Genomic DNA, 21289 nt, shown 5'->3' on the forward strand with positions numbered 1-21289 from the left:
TATGCAATACCTTTGTGTTCTAATTACCATTAATTTAGCTAGTTATATTGCAACAATTTACTTGTCAAATACTTTGACTGTTGAAGATTATAGTCAGCTTACTTTAGCATTGACAGTTTCATCACTAATTGCTGTAGTATCACTACTTGGTCGCTCAGAAATGATGCTGCGACGAATTTCACAGTCTAATTATCTTGTGCCTATAGCATCTATAATTTCATCTATAATTTTATCTATAATTATTATTAGTAGTTACACATTGATATACAAATCAGAACTATCATATGTAATACTTGTAACTTCGTTAACTATAATCTCAATTGTTGTTGCATACACTTCATCAATATTAAAGTTTAGATCAAAAACGATCCAGCTTGCATTAACGCAAAAGTCTAATAATGTATATAAATTAATAATAGCTGCAGTTTGTTTGTCCAGTACACTAAATTATCAAGAAATATCAATATATATTATGATTTCGATGTATTTTTTATACTTCGCTTATCACTTTCTTTTCACTTGTAAAGTAAACTACCAATTTTTAAATTTTAAAATGAATTTCTATGATAAAGAAGGTATTCCTTTTTTAATTAATGGGGTATCTTTTTTATTTTATTTTCAAGCAAGTGTGTTTGTATTTGGTTATTACTCACTGGATTATGAGCTGGCTTTATATTCATTAGCGTTACTCCCTATAAGCGCTTATGCTTTGGTGTTTAATGCTTACTTTAACTCACTAACTCAATCAAAGTTTTATCAATTAGCAGCTATTTCAAACGTTAATGCTATTTTGTACTTAAAAAAAATAATAAAATATCAATTTTACATTACACCATTTATTTTATTGAGCTATTGTTTTTTAGTTTTTTTTGTTTCTCCTGAGGTGTTTGATCTTAATAAATATCCAGATCTGATTGAAATGATGATTTTACTTTTCCCTGTAATATTATTTAAGTTTTTCTCTTCTTCACTAAGTATTTATATGAACTTAAAAGAAAATATCAGGTTTAAAAATTTTGTTTGTATAGGTGCTGGAGTTATCGGGTTATTAGTATCTATTTTTGCAATTAAGTTATGGGGTATATCAGGGGCCTTAATTGCAACTTTGCTGGTTGAGTTATTTATCCTTATCGGGTATTTATCTTCTTTTCTAAAACAAAAAATTACAACAAAAATTAGTGAATAACTTTAGTTTGTTTAATATCTGATTAAGGTGAAGTGAGTCTACAGGCTACTAGATGTAACTCTGATGCATCTTTGTTATTGCCTACTTATAATAGGGACTTGCAAGAGCTTTATATTAATTATAATAACAGTAATTTATATTTTTCTATCTATTGTTAAACTTTTGGCTGCGTTGGAATCTTATGTAAGTAGTTCCTAGCGTTTATAAAAACGATATACAAAATTTTGGTTATAAATTTTTATGAAAAAAAATAAGATATTGCATGTCATCACTGGATTAGGAGATGGTGGTGCTGAGGCAACATTGGTACGTTTATGTTTGGCAGATAAAAAAAATGAGCACATTGTTATTTCTTTAATGGATAGTGGGAAATATGGTCAATATCTTAAGGATAATTATGTGACAGTAGAAGTTTTAAATATGCCGAAAGGTAAGGTTACGTTGAAAGGTATAATTAAATTATATAAAGATATAAAAAGAATTGCTCCTGATGTTGTTCAGACTTGGATGTACCATGCTGACTTGATTGGTGGAGTTACTGCTCGTATATTAGGTATAAAAAATATTAATTGGGGTGTTCATCATTCCGACCTTACTCCAGCTAATTCTAAAAAGTCTACTATTTTTATTGCAAAAATTTGCAGTTACTTAAGTTATTTTATTCCTAAAAATATAATTTTTTGTGCTGACTCTGCAGCTCGTGTTCATAGGAAGATAGGGTATTCAAAGAGGAAAATAAAAATAATCTATAATGGATATGATATCAAGCTGTTTGATAGGAATAATAATTACTCTGCAAGTGTTAAAAAAGAGTTCCATATCTCTGAGGGTACAATATTGCTGGGTATGGTTAGTCGCTTTCACCCTTTTAAAGATCATGAAAACTTAATTAAAGCTTTAGGTTTTTTGAAGAGAAAAGGTTACAGCTTTAAATGTATCCTAGCCGGAGCAGGAATGCTTCCTGGAAATAAAAGTTTAGAGAACTGGATTAGATGCAGTAATGTTGAGGATGAGGTGCTATTAATTGGGAGCAGAAATGATATTCCGCGTATAATGAATGGTATAGATATTCATTTGTTGTCAAGTTCTAGTGAAGCTTTTCCTAATGTGTTAAACGAAGCTATGGCTTGTGGAACTCCATGTGTTACAACTAATGTTGGTGATGCCGCTGTAATTGTTGGTAAAACTGGATGGGTAACTAATGCTATGGATCCAATTAACTTTTCAAAACTCATTGAAGAGGCTATCGATGAGATGACATTAAACTCAAAGTTATGGGAAAAGCGTTGTTTAGCATCTAGAGTTCGAATTATAGAAAATTACACCGTTCAATTAATGAAAGAGAAGTATGTAAGTGTTTGGCTAGATGAGTTAGTTTAGATGGGAGTTTAAATTTATGCTTTTCTTTGTTTTTTAGAAACGTGTAAAATGAATGTACTTATTATGGTAACTGAAATATAATCGGTTATTTCCGAAGGTTTTCTATGTATACATTCTATATATTGATATGTTTTAAAATAATAATCACATTAAATTTTTATCGTTATGTGAAAGCTGGGAAAGTAACTTTCGAAAATAAACTGTTGTATTCATCTTTATTAGTCTTTGTTTCTACTTTTATAATAGGTTACCTTGCGATAGGGTTTGATTTAACTGGTAGTGAATGGGAGTATTTTCCAGGCCTATTTATTAACGATTCTGCACGTTATATAGCTGAGGTACAACACTTTTCGGGCGACATACTTTCTGTTGATGAATTCAATGGTAATTTCCATAATTATCAAGTTACAGCAAAGTTTGGTTTACCAAGTATTATTGCAAATTTAAATTACTTTGGCATTGAAAATCCGTATTTTTATTATTTCATAATGCTATTAACAGTAACGAGCATAACGTTCTACTCACTCAATGTATATTATAAATTATGCTCTTTAACGAGATGTAATAGGGCTTATTTTGGCTTATTCTTTCTGCTTATATTCTTATTCCCTGTAGATTATTACTGGTTTTTTAGATTTTTAAGAGAACCAATAGCTAATGCGCTGTTAATTGCTAGTGCTTTTAGTTTGCTCGCCTACTTTTATTTATCAAAGAAAAATTTGACTTACTTTATTTTGTTTTCATTGTTACTACTTTTTTTTCGAGCTCAATTATTTCTTCTTGTTTTTGTCTTGAGTCTTATTTTATTACTGTATAACTTAAAAGGGAATAAATTACTCATGTGGGTCTTACTAGCCCTTTTATTTCTTTGCTTTAGGCAATCGTTATCTGCATCTGGCTTTGCAAGTTTGAAGAGTTTGTTCATTATACTAAATTTAGAGTTTATAGGTGAATATATTCATTTGATACTAAACTCAAATGTCTATCTTCCTCTTTATATATTATTACTATCTACGGCTATGGTGTCTTTTTTCCTCAAACATAAACTTGAAATGAACTCAATAACACCTAGCCCATCGTTTGTTATTTTTATTTTGGGTGGGTTATTTTATCTTTGTATAATTCTTGATATTCAAATTAGGTTTTTTTATCCTATACTGATTTTTTTAAAGGTTTTAATATTTTTGGCTTTTTTTTCAGAGAAAAAAAGATTTATATTTTATTAGTTTAGGTGCTCTCCTTCAGTCCTTTCTACTCTGTGTTACATGAGGTTTTTAGATGAATATAGTTATCATAGGTGTAAAACCAAGCTCTCTTCGGAATTTTAGGGGAGAGCTATTAAAAAAACTATCTCTTAATGATATGCATAAAATTTATGCGATGGCTTCAAATGCTACAGATACTGAGATTAACTCAATCATTGAATTAGGTGCTAACTACATAGACTACCCTGTGACCCGAAGTGGTTTAAGTCCAATAAGCGATTTTAAAACTTTTAAAGTGCTACGCTCTATTTTTAAAAAAAAGAAACCTAATGTGATTTTAGCCTATACAATTAAACCGATTATTTGGGGAGGGATAGCTGCGCGTGTTTTACCTCATTGTCGTTTTTATGCTTTGGTTACGGGGTTAGGTTTTGCATTTCAAAAAGGCAGTTGGAAGAAAAACCTATTAGTAAAGCTTGTTACTTTTTTGTATAAAATAGCATTGAAAAAAGCTGACAAGGTTATTTTTCAAAACCCAGATAATCAGCAGGTGTTTATAGGTTTAGGTATAGTGGCAAAGCATAAAACCTGTGTGGTTAATGGCTCTGGTGTTGATGTTGCTCATTTCGATGTTAAACCTTTACCTAGTGCGCCAAGGTTTTTACTTATAGCTCGTTTATTGGGTGATAAAGGTATTCGTGAATATATTGCCGCAGCAAATAAAGTGAAAGAGCAATACACTGATGCTGTATTTCAATTGGTTGGCCCTGAAGACCCATCACCCAATGGTATATCATTAACAGAGTTGTCAATATTAAATAACAAAAAATCAGTTGAGTATTTAGGAAGTACTAATGATGTTCGCCCTTATATTGAGGGGAGCAGTATTTTTGTATTACCGTCATACCATGAGGGTTTACCCAGAACGGTATTAGAAGCCATGGCTACAGGGCGTCCTATTTTAACAACAGATGCTCCGGGGTGTCGTGAAACAGTTATTAATGATGTAAATGGCTGGTTGGTTGAAAAAGCTAATGTAGAACAGTTAGCTGAGCGAATGATTTGGTTTATTGAAAACCAAAGTGATTGGCAACGGATGGGAGAAGCAAGTAGGACTATGGTAGAGGATAAATTTGATGTACATAAAGTCAATGAAAATTTACTGTCTATAATGGAACTTGTTAATTGATTTTATAGTCTTGCGCTTCATTGCGAGCTTAGTTTAAATAGTGTGGCTTCTAAGCCTAGCTATGCTTATTAATTCAGAGTGTGATTTAACAATGTATTTTAATTTTTTTAAAAGAATATTTGATTTTATAGCTTCACTATTTGGGTTTGTTTTCTTAAGCCCATTGTTTTTATTACTAACTATTTATTTGTATTTCGTAAATAATGGTAAGCCTTTCTTTTTTCAAGAACGTCCGGGTAAAAATGAGAAAAAATTTAAGATCATCAAATTTAAAACTATGAATGATAAAGTAGACTTTGAAGGGGATTTACTTCCTATGGGGGATAGGATCACACCAATTGGTGCGTTTATGAGAAAAGCCTCTTTAGATGAGATCCCCCAATTAATAAATGTAATTAAAGGAGATATGTCTTTAATAGGGCCAAGGCCATTACTCGTTGAGTATTTACCTATGTATACTAAAAAACAACAGAAGAGACATGCTGTTAGACCTGGAGTGACAGGTTGGGCCCAGGTTAATGGAAGGAATTTTGTCACATTGAAAGATAAATTAGCAATGGATGTTTGGTATGTTGAAAATGCTTCATTAAAATTAGATTTTGTTATATTACTGAAAACAATAAAGAAAATCATTATAAGAAGCGACGTGGCACATGTCGAAGCAAAAATAACTAAAGATGATTTTATAGAATAATAGAAAGGTTAGGAACAGAAATGGAATCTATAGAAACACCAGCTTACATAGTAAATAAAAGTAATCTAGAAACAAGTATAACCAGCTTTACATCAGCTAAAAAAACACACTTCAAAAATAGCATTTTTAGTTATTCACTGAAAACAAACTCATTACCTTATATTTTAGATGAAGTTAACAGACGTGGTGGTTTTGCGGAAGTAGTATCAAGTGATGAATATGAACTTGCAAGACTTGCTGGTTTTAGTATAAATAATATAGTTTATAATGGCCCGCTGAAATCGAAAGCTACTTTCTTGGAAGCTATTCAAGGAGGCGCAATCGTTAATATTGAAACGACCCGTGAAATTGAGTGGTTAGATGAGCTCTCTAAAGATCATACTTATCCTGTAGGCATCAGAGTTAATATTGATTTAGCGCTTATATCACCTGACGATGCTAAGGACGATGAAGATTATAGTCGCTTCGGTTTTTCAGCCGAAAATTCAGAGTTAGATATTGCAATAAATAAAATTTTATCACTTAAGCATATAAAGTTAACTGGCTTTCACGTTCATCGAACAACTCTCTCTAGGGCGGTGTCAACGTATAAAGAAATATCACTATATATAGGAAAGGTTGCATCCAAATACTCTTTAGATATAGCCTATGTTGATATTGGTGGTGGGTTTTATGGCATAATGGAAGGAAAACCTTCATTTGAAGAGTATTTCTTAGCAGTTAAAGAGGGACTAAGTACATATTTTGATTTGGAAAAAATTACGGTTATATTTGAGCCAGGTAATGCTATTGTGGCTTCGGCAGTTGACTTTATAACTTCTGTTATTGATGTAAAAAAAGTGAGAGATTTTTATTTGGTCACAACAGATGGTTCGAGAAATGATATAGATCCGTTTTATAAAAAAAGTTCCTATTTTCACTACTTCTTAAGGAGTGAGAGTATAAAAAATAAAACTCCGTTACAAATTGTGACAGGTGGAACTTGTTTGGAATATGATAAGATTTTCGAAGTGAAAAATGAAGATTTACTTAAGGTTAATGATAGAGTTGTTTATAAATCTGTTGGTGCGTACACCATGACATTATCACCTCTATTTATTCGTTTTTTTCCAAATATATATTTAAATAATGGCTCTAGTTACCGATTACTTCGCAAAAAGTGGTCTGCAAGTGATTTTTTTGATATTTATAAAACAAATTGAAGAGGCTATGTAGATGAAAAAAATTGTAATCTTTGGGGCGACAGGGAATTTAGGCGCATATACAGCTGTTCATTTAAAGAATTTGGGTTATGACATTCATGCGGTAGGTGCGCGGGCCTCAGATAATGACTTTTTCTCGTTGAATGGAATGACTTACTATTCGGTTGATATTACTAAAAAGGAAAGTTTCGAAAAACTTCCTAAAAGTATTTATGGTGTTGTGCATTTAGCTGGAGAGCTACCATCAAGATATAATTATGATCCAAGTGCATTATTGTCTACTATTATAACGGGAACAACGAATGTGTTAGATTACATGGTTTCCTCTGGTGGAAGCAGAATAATATTCCCACAGACACCGTTTGATCAATCTGAATATCACAATACGGCACAAGAAATAAAAGCGGATGAGCCAAAAACATTCCCGTTAACTGGTGATCATTCAATTTATACTATAGCAAAAAATGCAGCTGTTGATATTATAGATCACTATGCAGCTACGTATGACTTCTTAAGGTATCATTTAAGATTTTTTACCATTTATCATTATCATCCAAATCCTTATCATTTTTCAAACTTTAAACGGAGAATGATGCCTTATAGAATGCTAATGGAAAGAGCCACTATTTCTGATGATATTGAAGTTTGGGGGGATACATCTCGTTCAAAGGAAATGGTTTATGTCAAAGATTTTACGCAGGTTGTCGGGCTTTGTCTTGAAAATAGTGGACCTGGAGGAATGTATAATGTTGGTGGGAAAGCGGTATCACTTGAAGAACAAATTGATGGTATTATAAAGGTTTTTTCTCCTAAAAATAATCCATCTAAAAAAATATATAAACCGGAAAAGCCAAATCCTTTAATGGCTAAATTTGATATTTCAAAAACTATAAATGAATTAGGTTATGAGCAAAAATACTCTTATGTAGAGTCTCTCTTAGATTTTAAATCAGATATGAATGAAGAGCCTTTCTCGTTATTATGGGGAAAGAAAGAAGATTTTATTAAGGAATAATGATGAGTGTATTATTTTGTAGTGTTGGTAGAAGAGCAAAGCTATTAACAGACTTTAAAAAAACAAATAGTGAGATTAGTGTGTTGGCTACTGATTGTAGTCAATATGCCCCAGGTTTATATTCTGCAGACAAAAAATTTATTACTCCTCGTGTGGATGATCCTTATTATCTGGATTGTATTCTAGATATATGCAAAAAGCATAATGTAAAAGCAATTACTACATTGATTGATCCTGAGATTGAAATATTAGCTGATAACCGAGAGTTGTTTATTAAGCAAGGAGTTTTGCCTTTATGTCCGTCTAAAGCTACTTCACTGCTATGTTTTGATAAATTTAAAATGTTTAAGTTTTTAAAGAGTAAAAACATTAATACAGTCTTAACTTATGATAACTTGAACGATTTTGAAGTGGGCTTAGAGAAAAATGAAATAAGCTTCCCTGTATTTATCAAGCCTCGTGCGGGTAGTGCAAGTGTTGGTGCGGAAAAAGTCGATGATATTGTTAACTTGAAAAGCATTATAACATCTAATCCAAAATCTGGGTATATTATACAGGAGCTTATGGTTGGTGATGACGTTGATGTTGATGTGTATGTTGATTGTATTTCTAACAAAGCAGTATCTATTTTTTCTAAACTTAAAATAGAAACTAAAATTGGTGGTGCTAGCAAAACTATATCATTTAAAGACGATGCTTTATTTGATTTAGTCAAAGAAATTATCCCCCATTTCGAGTTTTTTGGTCCTATTGATATGGACTTCTTCTATTGTGATGGCCAATACTTCCTTTCTGAGATAAACCCTCGCTTTGGTGGTGCATATCCTCATGCATATGGGGCTGGAGTAGACTTCCATAAAATGATTATAAATAATGTTGACTCTAAGGAGAATGTAGAATCAATAGGTGACTATGCTGATGATATTGTTATGTTAATGTATGACGATGTTGTAATTAAGAACAAATCAGAGTTGGCAAATTAATCCGATTTTTATGAAAAATTGTAGTTAAACTTTATTTACTTCTGGTGTACTAAAAATGTTAAATACCCCATTCTCTACTTGGCCTTCGTTTACTCAAGAAGAAGCGGACGCCGTAAGTCAGGTTGTACTTTCAAATAAAGTAAACTATTGGACAGGCCAAGAAGGGCGTGAATTCGAAAAAGAGTTTGCGGCCTGGGTTGGCTGTGAATATGCAGTGGCGCTAGGTAACGGAACGCTAGCGTTAGATATTGCACTTAAAGCTCTAGGGGTAAGTCCAGGTGATGAAGTAATTACTACATCGCGGACTTTTTTGGCGTCAGCTTCCTCGATAGTGACGGCGGGAGCAATCCCTGTTTTCGCTGATGTAGATTTGAATAGTCAAAACATTACCGCTGAATCGATACAAGCGGTACTTACACCAAAAACAAAAGCGGTGATCGTGGTCCACCTTGCGGGTATGCCTGCCGAGATGGATGCAATTATGGCGCTTTCTGAAAAGCATGGCTTTAAGGTTATTGAAGATTGTGCTCAGGCGCATGGTGCTAAATACAAAGGTCGCAGCGTCGGTACGATTGGTCATATTGGTGCTTGGTCTTTCTGCCAAGACAAGATCATGACGACAGGTGGCGAAGGTGGCATGGTAACCACTAACAACAAAGATCTGTGGTCGTTTATGTGGTCTTATAAGGATCATGGTAAAAGCTTTGATGCTATTTACAACCGCGAGCACCCACCGGGCTTCCGTTGGCTTCATGAACGCTTTGGTACCAACTGGCGTATGACAGAAATGCAAGCGGTGATTGGTCGTATCCAAATCCAACGCATGGCTGAATGGACCCAACAGCGTCAGTCTAATGCTGCTATTATTGAAGCGGCGATTGCAGAACTTCCAATTGTTCGAAGTGTGGAAGTTCCAGGTTACATTGAGCATGCAGAATATAAACATTATGTGTTTATTCGCCCCGAGCACCTAAAACCAGGTTGGACTCGCGATAACATTGTTGAGGCGATTGTTGAACGCGGTGTACCTGCCTATCAAGGCAGTTGTTCTGAGGTTTATCGAGAAAAAGCATTTGATGGCACAAGTTACAGGCCAGAAAGGCCGTTAAAGAACGCCGTTGAGTTAGGTGAAACCAGTTTAATGTTTTTAGTGCACCCAACTTTATTACAGGGTGAGATTGAGAAAACGGCTGAAGTTATTCGTGCTGTTCTCATTGAAGCACAAGCTTAATCAACCCCATAAGTAAAAAGGACTTTTCTTTCAGTATCTTTGGTCTCAGCATTATTGGCTTATTGGCTTATTGGCTTATTGGCTTATTGGCTTATTGGCTTATTGGCTTATTGGCTTATTGGCTTGAGTTTCCAATATATGAGATGCCAGTTAGTTTAAGATCCTTTCTTAGATAGGTCATAAATACCCCACTAGGTGAAAGTTGTCGAATTGTCGGGGTGTTTATATCCATCAAAATTGAAACTTGAATTAAATATTCAGGCTGTCGTTTGCAAGTTCTCCTTGTGAACTTCAAACATGTTCAATACATCCCACTCATGCAGTCTTTGTGGTTTATTAAATACTAATAAATAAGAATACTTCTATGCAACGTCTACATTTCATATGGCACCTTTCTCGTTTTAAAAAGCGAGTTATCAGTGTTTCTATCGATACTCTACTTATTCTCTTTGCTCTGCATATTGCGTTGTGGACAAGGTTAGGTGAATTTCAATTTTTGAGTGATGGTGATAATTTATTACTGACAGGCTTAACAGTAATAACGACGGTCATTGCTTTTACTAAAATAGGGCTTTATCGCGCCGTTCTTCGCTACCTTACTTTTCAAGCGCTGTTTGTAGTAATGGCTGGTGCAATATTTTCGGCAGTATCTTTGGCGATATTTGCTTATTACCTGCAAGAGCCGATCCCTCGTACGGTGCCCATTATTTACGGCGCTTATTTAGCTTTGTTATGTGGCGGCTCTCGTTTAGTGGTTCGAAATCTGATCGCAACGACTTCACCGTCTAAAGAGTCACCCGAAGAAGTATTAATTTACGGTGCGGGATCTGGTGGCCGACAATTGGCCTTAGCGTTAAGAGCGTCTGGGAGCTATCGAGTACGCGCATTTATTGATGAAGATAAAACATTAACTCATACCGTTATTTTGGGTTTACCGGTTATCGATTTAGATAAAACGGAACGTTTGATCGAGAAGTACGACATTTCTAAGATATTGCTAGCGATACCCAGTGCCTCTCGTGCACGCCGTAAGCAAGTGTTGAATTTGTTAGCGCCACTGCCTGTTGAGATTCAAACCGTTCCAGAAATGGCTGATATTGTGTCAGGTAACGCGAAAATTGATGAGCTTACAGATGTTCCCATTGAAGATTTGTTAGGTCGTGATGCGGTTGAGCCTCAGCAAGCGTTAATGGAAGCCAATATCAAGAATAAAGTGGTGATGGTGACTGGTGCAGGTGGCTCAATCGGTTCTGAACTTTGTCGTCAAATCCTAAAGCAACAACCTAAAACACTAGTTTTATTTGAAGTCTCTGAGTTTGGCTTGTATCAAATCGACCGTGAGCTTTGTTTAGCCAAAGAAACCAAAGGTTATGATGTTGAAATTGTGCCGTTATTGGGCTCAGTTCAGCGTTCACATCGCCTGTTAACTTCCATGCAGTCTTTTGGTGTTCAAACGGTTTATCATGCAGCTGCTTATAAACATGTCCCTCTTGTCGAGTATAATGTAGTAGAAGGTGTGCGTAACAATGTTTATGGCACTTACTACACAGCTAAAGCGGCTATCGAAGCGGGCGTTGAGTCTTTTGTGCTTATCTCGACAGATAAAGCGGTGCGCCCTACCAATGTGATGGGCACAACCAAGCGTATGGCTGAACTAGGTTTGCAGGCGTTGGCCGAGCAAGAAAACCAAAAAAAGAGTGGCACACGTTTTTGTATGGTTCGCTTTGGTAATGTACTTGGGTCTTCTGGCTCGGTAATTCCTTTGTTTAAAAAGCAGATTAAGGCCGGTGGTCCTCTCACCGTTACCCACCGTGATATTACCCGTTTCTTTATGACCATCCCTGAAGCAGCGCAGCTAGTTATCCAAGCCGGCGCAATGGGCAAAGGTGGCGATGTATTCGTTCTTGATATGGGCGAATCGGTCAAAATCACAGATCTTGCAGAAAACTTGATCAACCTTTCAGGGCTTTCTGTGAAGAATGAAGAGAACCCTCATGGTGATATTGAGATTCAATTTTCTGGTCTTCGACCTGGCGAGAAACTTTATGAAGAATTGTTGATTGGAGACAACGTAGAGCCAACGGCTCATGCTCGGATCATGACCGCGCAGGAAGTCTTCTTGCCGATAGAAGAATATGACACTTTACTCGAATCATTAGATTTTGCTTGTCATAACCTACAGCATGAAACGATACGTCAACTTCTCGTCGACGCGCCGGCTGGGTTTAAACCGACTGATGGGGTTGGTGATTTGGTTTGGAATGCCACTCAAGTACGAAAAGAGGTTGTAGGAGTCTAGGGCGCGCTGATCTTACTCTCGGTTAGGTGTATGTATCGGTCAAAATATGGCATTCTCATTGATACTGTTTAAAAAGGACACATGGATAGTAGGATATGGATACCAACTCGCATCAACTCTCTTTACGCACCATTGAGCCATCGGACTACGTTGAGCTCGCGGCATTAATGGATCTCGTTTTTCCTGATGTTGGGGGAGCGTGGCCACGCTTGACCATCCTGGATCTGATTCATCAGTTTCCTGATGGGCAAATTTGTATTGAAGATAACGGCAAGATCATCGGCGCCGCCTTGACGATTAAAGTGAATTATAATCGCTTTTCTCTCCCTCACCTTTATACGGACATCATCACGGAAAATAACGTGATTCAGAATCAAGTGACAGGCGATGCCATGTATGGGTTGGATGTCTTTGTACACCCCGATTACCGAGGGCTTCGTTTGGGTCGCCGTTTGTATAATGCTCGTAAAGAACTGTGCCGGAGCAAGAACTTTAAAGCCATATTAGCGGGCGGTCGCATTCCTCATTACCACGAACATGCGAATGAACTGAGCGTGGCGGAATACATCGACAAAGTAAAACGTCGTGAACTTCATGATCCCATTTTGTCGTTTCAGTTAGCGAATGATTTCGATGTGAAACGAATTATGCGCGGCTATCTACCCGAAGACAACGCATCCAAAGGGTATGCCACGCTGCTGGAGTGGGATAACTTTTTCTATGAAGAAGACATTCAATCGGTTCACGATGTAGAGAAAAACCTGATCCGCATTGGCGTGGTGCAATGGCAAATGCGTGCCATGAACGATTTAGAAGATTTGCTCGATCAAGCGGAGTTCTTTATTTCTTCTCTGGCCAATTACCAAGCTGACTTCGCGCTTTTCCCTGAATTTTTTAACGCACCACTCATGGGGCTGAAAAAGGAACAAAATTCGGTCGAGGCCATCCGTTTTCTCGCCGGCTTCACAGAAGAGATCAAATCGCGCTTTTCCCAATTGGCCGTGACCTACAACATCAATATCATCGCCGGTAGTATGCCGATTATTGAAGAAGACGGTAAGTTGTATAACGTCGCTTACCTACTGCAGCGTGACGGGAGCATTAATGCTCAGTACAAAATCCACATCACGCCTCATGAACAAAGAGATTGGGTGATTGATGGTGGCGACAAGGTACAGGTGTTTGATACGGATGCAGGCAAAGTGGGCATACTCATTTGTTACGACAGCGAGTTCCCGGAGCTGGGCCGAATGATGGCGGAGCAGGGCGCACAAATTGTGTTTGTACCGTTTTGGACGGATACCAAAAATGGTTATCAGCGCGTTCGTATTTGTTCGCAAGCGCGAGCGATCGAAAATGAATGTTATGTGGCGATTGGTGGCAGTGTTGGCAACCTACCTCGCGTCGATAATGTCGATATTCAATATGCACAGTCCGCGGTGTTCTCACCTTCAGACATTTATTTCCCGCACGATGCAACGTTGACAGAAGCCAGTGCCAATACCGAAATGATCATTTTTGCAGATGTCGATTTAACCAAGCTTAAGCAGCTTAATATGGAAGGATCGGTGACTAACTTACGCCACCGTCGACTTGATTTATACGGGGGCTTTACCAAAGCAAACATGAGATCATCAAATACAAAATGATGATTTTTTTCATATTCAGTTGCCCGACCGGCGCCCTTTCTTGATCTTCCACTACAGTTTTGACTGTAAACTGTAGTAAAATTACGCTAATTTGTTTCTATACCGATTTATTTTGAATTGAACGAGGTCAGTCCTATGTCAGCTAAGAAGCCAATGGCTCTAGTGATCCTTGACGGTTACGGTTACCGTGAAGACAACCAAGACAACGCGATCGCGAACGCGAATACACCAGTAATCGACGGTCTTATCGCTAACCAACCTAACACGCTAATCTCGGCTTCTGGCTTAGATGTAGGCCTACCAGATGGTCAAATGGGTAACTCTGAAGTGGGTCACACCAACATCGGTGCGGGTCGCGTGGTATACCAAGATTTAACGCGTATTACTAAATCAATCGCAGATGGCGAATTCGGCCAAACTGAAACGCTAGTGAACGCTATCGATAAAGCAGTGAAAGCCGAGAAAGCGGTACACATCATGGGCCTTATGTCGCCAGGTGGCGTTCACTCTCATGAGGATCACATCTACGCAGCGGTTGAAATGGCAGCAGAACGTGGCGCAGAAAAAATCTACCTACACGCATTCCTAGACGGTCGTGATACGCCGCCACGTAGCGCAGAAAACACACTAGCGCGCTTCCAAGCGTTATTCGCGAAACTAGGCAAAGGCCGTGTGGCTTCGCTTATTGGTCGTTACTACGCAATGGACCGTGATAACAACTGGGATCGCGTTCAAGAATCTTACGACCTGCTTACTCAAGCAAAAGCAGAGTTCACATTTGACACGGCAGTAGCTGGCTTAGAAGCGGCTTACGCTCGTGAAGAAAACGATGAGTTTGTTAAAGCAACGGAAATTAAAGCGGAAGGCGAAGAGTCTGCGGCTATCGTTGATGGCGATGCGGTTATCTTTATGAACTACCGTGCCGACCGTGCGCGTGAAATCACACGTGCATTCGTGCCTAATTTCGACGGTTTTGAGCGTAGCGTATTCCCAGCAATCGACTTTGTGATGCTGACTCAATACGCTGCAGACATCCCGCTTCTATGTGCATTCCCACCGGCTTCTCTAGAGAACACTTACGGTGAATGGCTATCGAAAGCAGGCAAAACGCAGCTACGTATCTCGGAAACCGAGAAATACGCGCACGTGACGTTCTTCTTCAACGGCGGTAAAGAAGACGAGTTTGAAGGCGAAGAGCGTCAGCTGGTTGCTTCTCCAAAGGTAGCAACGTACGACCTACAGCCAGAAATGAGCGCGCCAGAGCTAACCGATAAGCTGGTTGCCGCAATCAAAGGCGGTAAATACGACGCTATCGTGTGTAACTTCCCGAACTGTGACATGGTTGGCCACACTGGCGTTTACGATGCAGCAGTTAAAGCCGTAGAGTCGCTAGACGAATGTCTTGGTAAAGTGGTTGAAGCCATCAAAGAAGCGGATGGCCAACTGCTTATCACCGCTGACCACGGTAACGCGGAAATGATGGTAAACCCAGAAACGGGTGGCATCCACACAGCACACACGAACTTACCAGTGCCACTTATCTACGTGGGTAACAAAGACGTTGAGTTCAAAGAAGGCGGTAAGCTGTCTGACCTAGCACCAACGATGCTTGCTCTGTCTGGTATTGATATCCCAGCAGAAATGTCAGGTGACGTGATCGTTAAGTAGTCAGTAGTTAAATAGTTGTTTGGCTCAGCGGTTCACGTTGAGCTTTAACGATTTTGAAAGCCCGCACTTCAAAGTGCGGGCTTTTTTATAGATGCGAGATACGAGTAAACGGGATGCGAAGAGCTTACCCGCATCTCGAATCTTTCTCTACTCGAAGCGCAAAGCAATATCCGGTAATACCGCCGACAATATTCCCCAAAGCCAAGCCAATAAACAACCCTTCGACGCCATCGATTTGGCTGCCTATCCACGCGAAAGGTAAGGTAAACACAAACAGGCGCATGAAGCTCCATTGGAAGGCTTTGAGTGGTTGATGCATCGCGTTCATGCCGCTGATCAGCATCATCACAATGCCTTGGAATCCATAGCTAAAGGGAACAACCAGCAGGTAATGCCACAAAATGCCACGTACCGACTCTTCTTGAGAAAAGAGGGCGGCCAAAGGAATGCTCAGCGGTACCATCATTAAGAAAACCAAGCCTTGGAACAAGATGGCAAAACGCATGCTCAAAAAGAGCCCGTCAAAGCTGCGCTTGGGGTTGTTTGCGCCAAAGTTCTGAGCCATGAAAGGGGTCAGGGCCGAGGTGAGAGACATTAATACGATGATAAGAATCGATTCAATACGTTGCGCTGCGCCATAAGCGGCCACGGCTTCAGTGCCTTGTTTGGCTAACATCATCATGATGATAGCGCCAGCAAGTGGGTTTAGGGCATTAGAGAGTGCGGCGGGTGTGCCAATGGTGAGGATCTGTCGCCAGTCATTGATGATATTGGCCAGCTTAGGGGGAGCCAGCAGTTTCTCTCGTATGGTTAATACATACAATGAGCCACACAAGGCTCCAAACCAACTAAAACCGCTGGCAATGGCTGCGCCTTGAATTCCCAGCTCAGGAAAAGGCCCATAACCAAAGATCAGTAGCGGATCTAACACGCCATTGATCAGCCCTGCGATCATCATAATTTTGGCTGGCGTTTTGGTGTCGCCGCTGGCTCGTATTGCACTGTTGCCTGCCATGGGAATGACCAGTAATGGGATGGCCAGATACCACACCCTCATGTATTCCGATATCAGCGGCAATAACGCTTGCTTTGCCCCTAATTGGGTAAACAGTGGTTCTAAGAAAATAATACCCAGCGTTGAAGCGCAGCCGACAAGCAGTAAGGCAAGCAGTAAGCCATGACAGGTAAAACGTGCCGCATTTTGCGCACTGCCTTGGCCAAGTAATCGGCCAATACACGTCGATAAGCCAATGCCAATGCCCATGGTGATGCAGTTGATGGCAAAGGTAACCGGAAAGGTAAAACTGACCGCCGCTAAGGCTTGGGTACCAAGCAACGAGATAAAGAAGGTGTCAACTAGGTTAAACATCAAGATCGCCACCATACCGAAGATGGTCGGTATGGTCATAGTGCGCAGAGTGTTTGCTATCGGGGCGGTTAAAAGCCCGTGCTTATCTTGCATGTAAAACGCCGATTGAAACGAAAAACGTAGGATAAATCAGAATGAATCAAATGTAGAGAGCGGATAAACAGATGCGGGATAGGGAGGCTTCTTTTTTCTTTTTTCGCTACTCGTTCATTTGCATCTCGAATCTGCTCTTTCGATCACAATTTTTATCTTTTCCCCCCTTGGGATTTTCCACATTGCCCCCAACATATTGAGTAACCTCATGCCAATCGTGGCAACTATCATATTAAATGGAAATTATCAGGAGATACGACCGATGAATATCCGTCCTCTACACGACCGAGTTATCGTTGAGCGCCAAGAAGTTGAATCTAAGTCTGCTGGTGGCATCGTTCTAACTGGTTCTGCCGCTGAAAAATCAACGCGCGGTATTATTCTAGCTGTTGGCAAAGGCCGCATTCTAGAAAACGGCTCAGTACAACCGTTGGACGTTAAAGTTGGCGACACCGTTATCTTTGCAGAAGGCTACGGCACTAAAACTGAAAAGATCGATGGCAAAGAAGTTCTGATCATGTCTGAAAACGACATCATGGCGATCGTTGAGTAATCCGACCCATAAAACTGAACTGACTGAATAAAGAATTGAAAGGAAATTAAGATGGCTGCAAAAGACGTTAAATTTGGTAACGACGCACGTATTAAAATGCTAGAAGGTGTAAACGTTCTGGCTGACGCGGTAAAAGTAACGTTAGGTCCTAAAGGCCGTAACGTTGTTCTAGACAAATCATTTGGCGCACCGACTATCACTAAAGATGGTGTGTCAGTGGCTCGTGAAATTGAACTTGAAGACAAGTTCCAAAACATGGGTGCACAAATGGTGAAAGAAGTGGCTTCGCAAGCGAATGACGCGGCGGGCGACGGCACAACAACAGCAACCGTATTGGCTCAGTCTATTATCGCTGAAGGCCTAAAAGCGGTTGCTGCTGGCATGAACCCAATGGATCTTAAGCGCGGTATCGACAAAGCGGTTATCGCGGCGGTTGAAGAGCTGAAAAATCTTTCTGTTCCATGTTCTGATACTAAAGCGATCGCTCAAGTCGGTACTATCTCTGCGAACTCTGATTCGACAGTAGGTAACATCATTGCTGAAGCGATGGAAAAAGTAGGTCGTGATGGCGTAATTACCGTTGAAGAAGGTCAGGCTCTGCAAGACGAGCTAGACGTGGTTGAAGGTATGCAGTTCGACCGTGGTTACCTGTCTCCTTACTTCATCAACAACCAAGAAGCGGGTTCTGTTGATCTAGAAAGCCCATTCATTCTTCTTATCGATAAGAAAGTATCGAACATCCGTGAACTGCTTCCGACTCTAGAAGCAGTGGCTAAGGCATCTCGTCCACTTCTAATCATCGCTGAAGATGTAGAAGGCGAAGCGCTGGCAACGCTTGTTGTGAACAACATGCGTGGCATCGTGAAAGTGGCGGCGGTTAAAGCGCCTGGCTTCGGTGACCGTCGTAAGTCTATGCTGCAAGATATCGCTATCCTAACGGGCGGTACGGTTATCTCTGAAGAGATCGGCCTAGACCTTGAGAAAGTAACGCTAGAAGACCTAGGTCAAGCTAAGCGCATTACTATCACTAAAGAGAACTCAACCATCATTGATGGCGCGGGCGAAGAAACAATGATTCAAGGTCGTGTTGCTCAAATCCGTCAACAAATCGAAGATGCAACGTCTGACTACGATAAAGAGAAACTTCAAGAGCGCGTAGCTAAACTCGCTGGCGGTGTTGCAGTCATCAAAGTTGGCGCAGCGACTGAAGTAGAGATGAAAGAGAAGAAAGACCGCGTTGAAGATGCCCTTCACGCAACTCGCGCTGCCGTTGAAGAAGGTGTGGTTGCTGGTGGTGGTGTTGCACTTATCCGCGCGGCATCTAAAGTTGTTGGCCTTGAAGGTGACAACGAAGAGCAGAACGTCGGTATCCGTGTTGCACTGCGTGCAATGGAAGCGCCTATCCGTCAAATCACGAAGAACGCAGGCGATGAAGAGTCTGTCGTTGCGAACAACGTTCGTGCTGGCGAAGGTAACTACGGTTACAACGCGGCTACGGGCGAATACGGCGACATGATCGCTATGGGTATCCTAGATCCAACTAAAGTGACTCGTTCTGCACTTCAGTTCGCAGCATCAGTAGCGGGTTTGATGATCACAACAGAAGCGATGATCACAGATAAGCCTCAAGACGCAGCTCCTGCAATGCCTGATATGGGTGGCATGGGCGGTATGGGTGGCATGGGCGGTATGATGTAATCCCCCTGACTTAATCCTATAAAGTCTGAAAAGCCCCGTAAATATAGTGTTTACGGGGCTTTTGTTTGTTTTGAGTTTCTATAATATTCAATGGAAGATCATAATTTCTAAGGTTCTTAAGGGGTTAATGAGGGGATCGTCGTTTTTGAAATCAAGTTGCCAGATGATACAGCCTTAAGATCTTATATTGGCTTATATGCTTAATCACGTTCGATAAGAGCGTGACATCTTACGTAAGCGATGTTAAAACACGTATAGAAAAGCTCACATCTTCTTTACCCAACAAAGCTAATACTTAATAATAAACATTCATCGAAGTTATGCAATTAAATGGCTGACTTGTGATGAAAATGATTATTAAATGACTCTCCCAAGCCTATAAATTCAAATAACCTCAAGGTGTTGCTCTTATGTGCAGCTGCCTCTGTTAAAGATGTGCTCTCAGAAATAAATACCGTGAAATAATATGGATATACATTTTTAAATATAGCAAGGATGAATAATATGCAACATATACACAATACGATTGTTTCATTACAACACAGTAGCCCCGCACAAAAAGAGTTTTATCAAGCGGTAGAAGAGGTTCTATCTTCTCTTACACCGGTTATCGAAAGCAATCGTCAATATCAAGAACAAGCGATTATTCAAAGAATTGTAGAGCCTGAAAGGCAGATCATTTTTCGTGTACCTTGGGTTGATGATGCCGGAAACGTGCAAGTCAATAAAGGCTATCGCATAGAGTTTAACTCGGCATTAGGCCCATACAAAGGAGGGCTAAGGTTTCACCCATCAGTAAACGCTAGTGTTATTAAGTTCCTTGGTTTTGAGCAAATATTTAAAAACGCACTGACGGGATTACCTATTGGTGGCGGCAAAGGTGGCTCTAATTTTGATCCCAAAGACAAATCTGATGGTGAAATCATGCGTTTTTGTCAATCTTTCATGAACGAACTATATCGTCATATTGGCCCTGTTACTGATGTGCCGGCAGGTGACATCGGTGTCGGTGCTCGTGAAATTGGCTATATGTTTGGTCAATACAAGCGTTTAACCGGTCGTTACGAAGGTGTGTTAACTGGTAAAAGTTTACTCTGGGGGGGCTCTCTTGGGCGCAAAGAAGCGACTGGGTATGGCGCCGTTTACTTTGCCGAATACATGCTTAATGATCGTCAAGATACGCTGAAAGGTAAAACGTGTCTGGTATCTGGTGCTGGTAACGTTGCGATTTACGCTATCGAAAAGCTTTATCATATTGGAGCACTTCCAGTAACTTGCAGTGATTCTCGCGGGACGATCTATCATGAGAAGGGCATCGATCTTGAGTTACTGAAAGAGCTCAAAGAAGTGAAGCGCTGCTCCTTAGAAGAGTACTTAAGTACTTATCCTGAAGCGGTCTATACTCCAGTCGATGATTATCCTCTTGATGGCCATGCAACATGGCGTTATCAAGCGGACGCTGCATTTCCGTGCGCAACACAAAATGAACTTACTTTAGCCGATGCGCAAGCGCTTATGAGTAACGGTTGTCGATTGATCTGTGAAGGAGCGAATATGCCAACCACTCAAGAAGCGGCGAATGCAATTGTTGATTCCAAAATTGCGTACGGTCCTGCTAAAGCGGCAAACGCAGGCGGTGTTGCGACCAGTCAACTTGAAATGGCGCAAAATGCCAGTATGCAAAAATGGACGTTTGAAAAGGTAGATTCTCATCTACAAGTCATAATGAAGAACATTTTCACCAGTGCGAATGAGACCAGTAAAGAGTTTGGACAACCTGGTAACTTGGTACTCGGTGCGAATATTGCGGGGTTTAGAAAAGTTGCTGATGCAATGATCGAGCAAGGCGTTGTTTAAACATTCTACTCGTAGTAA

The 21289-nt window shown here is 39.8% G+C and carries 16 protein-coding genes; 15 read left to right on the plus strand and 1 reads right to left on the minus strand.

The window, feature by feature from the left end:
* The first annotated feature begins 1 nt into the window (after position 1).
* The 12 genes from OCU50_RS00975 to gpmM all read left to right on the plus strand — a co-directional run bounded on the left by OCU50_RS00975 (position 2) and on the right by gpmM (position 15701).
* The gene (locus OCU50_RS00975) at positions 2–1186 is read left to right on the plus strand and encodes an MATE family efflux transporter (protein WP_060466992.1); all 1185 of its coding nucleotides are present in this window, start codon (positions 2–4) and stop codon (positions 1184–1186) included.
* A 240-nt stretch (positions 1187–1426) separates the two neighbouring features.
* A complete protein-coding gene (locus OCU50_RS00980) occupies positions 1427–2566 on the plus strand; it encodes a glycosyltransferase (protein ID WP_060466993.1) in 1140 nt (379 codons plus the stop codon).
* Positions 2567–2670: 104 nt separating this feature from the next.
* On the plus strand, positions 2671–3792 hold the full coding sequence (locus OCU50_RS00985) for a hypothetical protein (protein WP_060466994.1): 1122 nt from the start codon (positions 2671–2673) through the stop codon (positions 3790–3792).
* A gap of 52 nt (positions 3793–3844) precedes the next feature.
* Positions 3845–4960 (plus strand): glycosyltransferase family 4 protein, encoded by a 1116-nt coding sequence (locus tag OCU50_RS00990; protein ID WP_060466995.1) that lies wholly within the window; start codon positions 3845–3847, stop codon positions 4958–4960.
* Between the two features lie 61 nt (positions 4961–5021).
* Positions 5022–5654 carry a sugar transferase gene (locus tag OCU50_RS00995; RefSeq protein ID WP_279614548.1) on the plus strand — a complete coding sequence of 211 codons (633 nt, stop codon included), beginning with the start codon at positions 5022–5024 and terminating at the stop codon, positions 5652–5654.
* Between the two features lie 20 nt (positions 5655–5674).
* The gene (locus tag OCU50_RS01000; protein ID WP_060466997.1) at positions 5675–6856 is read left to right on the plus strand and encodes a type III PLP-dependent enzyme domain-containing protein; all 1182 of its coding nucleotides are present in this window, start codon (positions 5675–5677) and stop codon (positions 6854–6856) included.
* A gap of 13 nt (positions 6857–6869) precedes the next feature.
* Positions 6870–7871, plus strand: coding sequence for an NAD-dependent epimerase/dehydratase family protein (locus OCU50_RS01005; protein ID WP_060466998.1), 1002 nt, complete (start codon positions 6870–6872; stop codon positions 7869–7871).
* 2 nt (positions 7872–7873) lie between these two features.
* On the plus strand, positions 7874–8854 hold the full coding sequence (locus OCU50_RS01010) for an ATP-grasp domain-containing protein (protein WP_201023933.1): 981 nt from the start codon (positions 7874–7876) through the stop codon (positions 8852–8854).
* A 55-nt stretch (positions 8855–8909) separates the two neighbouring features.
* Positions 8910–10085, plus strand: coding sequence for a DegT/DnrJ/EryC1/StrS family aminotransferase (locus tag OCU50_RS01015; RefSeq protein WP_060467000.1), 1176 nt, complete (start codon positions 8910–8912; stop codon positions 10083–10085).
* 364 nt (positions 10086–10449) lie between these two features.
* Complete coding sequence (locus OCU50_RS01020) at positions 10450–12384, plus strand: polysaccharide biosynthesis protein (RefSeq protein WP_060467001.1); 1935 nt, start codon at positions 10450–10452, stop codon at positions 12382–12384.
* Positions 12385–12479: 95 nt separating this feature from the next.
* The gene (locus OCU50_RS01025; RefSeq protein ID WP_060467002.1) at positions 12480–14033 is read left to right on the plus strand and encodes a bifunctional GNAT family N-acetyltransferase/carbon-nitrogen hydrolase family protein; all 1554 of its coding nucleotides are present in this window, start codon (positions 12480–12482) and stop codon (positions 14031–14033) included.
* 135 nt (positions 14034–14168) lie between these two features.
* Complete coding sequence (gene gpmM, locus OCU50_RS01030; protein WP_060467003.1) at positions 14169–15701, plus strand: 2,3-bisphosphoglycerate-independent phosphoglycerate mutase; 1533 nt, start codon at positions 14169–14171, stop codon at positions 15699–15701.
* A 124-nt stretch (positions 15702–15825) separates the two neighbouring features.
* Here the strand turns inward: gpmM and OCU50_RS01035 are convergent, their stop codons facing one another.
* Positions 15826–17163: an MATE family efflux transporter gene (locus tag OCU50_RS01035; protein ID WP_060467004.1), complete on the minus strand. Its 1338-nt coding sequence runs from the start codon at positions 17161–17163 to the stop codon at positions 15826–15828.
* A gap of 262 nt (positions 17164–17425) precedes the next feature.
* Here OCU50_RS01035 and OCU50_RS01040 point away from each other — a divergent pair, with 262 nt between their 5' ends.
* The 3 genes from OCU50_RS01040 to gdhA all read left to right on the plus strand — a co-directional run bounded on the left by OCU50_RS01040 (position 17426) and on the right by gdhA (position 21271).
* Complete coding sequence (locus OCU50_RS01040) at positions 17426–17716, plus strand: co-chaperone GroES (RefSeq protein WP_010433998.1); 291 nt, start codon at positions 17426–17428, stop codon at positions 17714–17716.
* 51 nt (positions 17717–17767) lie between these two features.
* Complete coding sequence (gene groL / locus OCU50_RS01045) at positions 17768–19414, plus strand: chaperonin GroEL (protein ID WP_060467005.1); 1647 nt, start codon at positions 17768–17770, stop codon at positions 19412–19414.
* A 504-nt stretch (positions 19415–19918) separates the two neighbouring features.
* Positions 19919–21271 carry an NADP-specific glutamate dehydrogenase gene (gdhA, locus tag OCU50_RS01050; RefSeq protein WP_060467006.1) on the plus strand — a complete coding sequence of 451 codons (1353 nt, stop codon included), beginning with the start codon at positions 19919–19921 and terminating at the stop codon, positions 21269–21271.
* Positions 21272–21289 lie beyond the last annotated feature (18 nt).

The sequence above is a fragment of the Vibrio toranzoniae genome (assembly GCF_024347655.1).
In the GTDB taxonomy this organism is placed as follows: Bacteria; Pseudomonadota; Gammaproteobacteria; order Enterobacterales; family Vibrionaceae; genus Vibrio; species Vibrio toranzoniae.